General features: G+C 60.4%; 2 protein-coding genes. Both read left to right on the top strand.

Features of this window, described 5'->3' with window-relative positions; translation table 11 throughout:
- On the top strand, positions 1-1,571 hold a 1,571-nt coding region (locus tag ABWV79_RS22260), incomplete at its 5' end, for a Re/Si-specific NAD(P)(+) transhydrogenase subunit alpha (RefSeq protein WP_353394998.1).
- A 13-nt stretch (positions 1,572-1,584) separates the two neighbouring features.
- Positions 1,585-3,036, top strand: coding sequence for an NAD(P)(+) transhydrogenase (Re/Si-specific) subunit beta (locus tag ABWV79_RS22255; RefSeq protein ID WP_170352592.1), 1,452 nt, complete (start codon positions 1,585-1,587; stop codon positions 3,034-3,036).
- Positions 3,037-3,098 lie beyond the last annotated feature (62 nt).

Here is a 3,098-nt window from a genome sequence, read left to right as displayed (position 1 = left end):
TGAAGCTAGGCACACCAAAGGAAATACTGGACGGTGAGAACCGGGTCGCGATGACGCCCGAGTCCGCTTTGCAGTTGCAGAAACTTGGCTATGACTGCGCCATTGAGAAGGGGGCTGGTCTTGCGGCAGGTTTTTCGGATGCTGCCTATGAAGCTGCCGGGGTTGAGGTTATCAAGACCGCTGCTGCGCTGTGGAAAGACTGCGATATTGTCGCCAAGGTGCGTCAGCCCTCTGAGACCGAGCTGAAGCGTCTGACCAAGGGCAAGACGCTGATCTCGTTCTTCAACCCTGCGGGCAATGAAGACGGGATGGAGCTGGCCAAATCCAAAGGCGCGAATGTCATCGCGATGGAGATGGTGCCGCGTATTTCCCGCGCGCAGAAGATGGACGCGCTGTCGTCGATGGCGAACATCGCAGGCTACCGTGCCGTGATTGAGGCGGGCAACAACTTTGGCCGTTTCTTCACCGGTCAGGTGACAGCGGCGGGTAAAGTACCTCCTGCGAAAGTTCTGATCGTGGGGGCCGGTGTGGCCGGTCTGGCCGCGATCGGGACGTCCACGTCGCTGGGCGCGATCACCTATGCGTTCGACGTGCGCCCCGAAGTGGCCGAACAGGTCGAGTCGATGGGTGCGGAATTCGTCTATCTGGACTTTGAAGAGCAGCAGCAGGATGGCGCAGCCACTGGCGGGTATGCATCGGTTCAGTCCGAAGAATTCCGCAACGCGCAGCTGGCCAAGTTCCGTGAACTTGCCCCCGAGATGGACATCGTGATCACCACCGCGCTGATCCCGAACCGCGAAGCTCCTGAGCTTTGGACCAAGGATATGGTCGAAAGCATGAAGCCGGGCTCGGTCATCGTGGACCTAGCGGCGGAAAAAGGCGGCAACTGTAAGCTGACCGTCGCGGATGAGAAGATTGTGACCGACAATGGCGTGACCATCATCGGCTATACCGACTTCCCCAGCCGGATGGCAGCGCAGTCCTCGTCTCTGTACGCGACCAACATCCGTCACATGATGACTGACCTGACGCCCGAGAAGGACGGTCAGATCAACCACGACATGGAAGATGACGTGATCCGCGGCTCGACCGTGACCTTTGAGGGTGAGATCACCTTCCCGCCGCCGCCGCCGAAAGTGCAGGCCATCGCGGCGCAGAAGAAGCCCGAGGTCAAGGAACTGACCCCGGAAGAGAAAAAGGCGCAGGAGATTGCGGCGTTCAAGGCGCAGACCAAGCAGCAGTTCACCCTGCTGGGTGTGGGCGGCGCGCTGATGCTGCTGGTGGGTCTGGTCGCTCCGGCCAGCTTCATGCAGCACTTCATCGTGTTCGTGCTGGCCGTGTTCGTTGGCTTCCAGGTGATCTGGGGCGTGGCGCATTCGCTGCACACTCCGCTGATGGCGATCACCAATGCGATTTCGTCGATCATCATTGTTGGGGCGCTTATGCAGATCGGGTCGGGCTCGTTCCTGGTGATCCTACTGGCGGCGCTGTCGGTCTTTATGGCCGGGATCAACATCTTCGGCGGCTTCCTTGTCACCCGGCGCATGCTCGCCATGTTCCAGAAATCTTAAGGAGGCCGGGTAGATGATTGGCTTCACCACTGCCGCTTATGTTGTTGCGGCTGTCCTATTTATCCTGTCTCTGGGCGGGTTGTCGAACCAGGAAAGCGCCAAGCGCGCCGTCTGGTACGGTATTGTCGGTATGGCGCTGGCGGTCTTTGCCACGCTTGTGGGCCCCGGTTCGGGCCTGTGGCTGCTGTCGCTGCTGTTGATCGCAGGCGGTGGTCTGATTGGCTCTTACGTCGCCAAGCGCGTGCAGATGACCGAGATGCCGCAGCTTGTGGCCGCAATGCACAGCCTCGTGGGTCTGGCGGCTGTGTTTGTGGGCTTCAACGCGCATTTTGAGATCGGCAACGTCGCGCAGGTCATGGCGATTGCGGATGCGGCGAACCAGGCGGACCTGTCGGATCTGGGCGCCTTTGCCAAGCTGATCGCCAAAAAGACGGCGGCCGAGCTGACGATCCTGCATGTGGAACTGTTCCTGGGTATCTTCATCGGTGCGATCACCTTTACCGGTTCGGTCGTGGCCTATGGCAAGCTGGCGGGCAAGGTGACATCGGCGGCGACCAAGCTGCCCGGCGGTCATGCGCTGAACGCGGCGGCGGCGGGTCTCTCGCTGATCTGCCTGATCTGGTACACCGCCTCGGGCGGTCTGTTCCCGCTGATCCTGATGACACTGGCGGCGCTGTTCATCGGCTATCACCTGATCATGGGCATCGGTGGCGCGGACATGCCGGTGGTTGTGTCGATGCTGAACTCGTACTCGGGTTGGGCTGCGGCGGCCATTGGCTTCAGCCTCGGCAACGACCTGCTGATCGTTGTGGGTGCGCTGGTTGGCTCGTCGGGTGCGATCCTGTCCTACATCATGTGTAAGGCGATGAACCGTCACTTTGTCAGCGTGATCCTGGGCGGCTTTGGTGGCACCTCGGGTCCGCAGATGGAAGTTGAGGGCGAACAGGTGGCGATTGACGCGGATGGCGTTGCAGCGGCCCTGAACGACGCGGACAGCGTGATCATCATTCCGGGTTACGGTATGGCGGTTGCGCAGGCACAGCAGTCGGTGTCCGAGCTGGTCCGTAAACTGCGCGCCAAGGGCAAAGAGGTGCGCTTCGCGATCCACCCTGTTGCCGGTCGTCTGCCCGGTCACATGAACGTGCTGCTGGCCGAGGCCAAGGTGCCTTATGACATCGTGCTGGAGATGGACGAGATCAACGATGACTTCCCGGAAACGGATGTGGCCATCGTGATTGGGTCGAACGACATCGTGAACCCTGCGGCGCAGGAAGATCCCAACAGCCCCATCGCCGGAATGCCGGTTCTGGAATGCTGGAAGGCAAAGCAGGTGTTTGTGTCCAAGCGTGGTCAGGGCACCGGCTATTCGGGCATCGAAAACCCGCTGTTCTTCAAGGAAAACACCCGCATGTTCTATGGCGACGCCAAGCAGTCGCTGGACAAGCTCCTGCCCATGATCGACTGATCCAAAACACATAAAACACAAAAAGGCGCCCAAACGGGCGCCTTTCCGCGTTTCGCGGTAGG

Source organism: Ruegeria sp. HU-ET01832 (genome assembly GCF_040371315.1).
GTDB classification, from domain to species: domain Bacteria; phylum Pseudomonadota; class Alphaproteobacteria; order Rhodobacterales; family Rhodobacteraceae; genus Ruegeria; species Ruegeria lacuscaerulensis_A.
Note: the sequence above shows the minus strand (reverse complement) of the source record. Positions and strands in the feature narration are given on the sequence as shown.

Excerpts from the sequence above, each read along its gene's own strand:
- ABWV79_RS22255 (WP_170352592.1), top strand. The coding sequence starts at position 1,585 with ATGATTGGCTTCACCACTGCCGCTTATGTTGTTGCGGCTGTCCTATTT.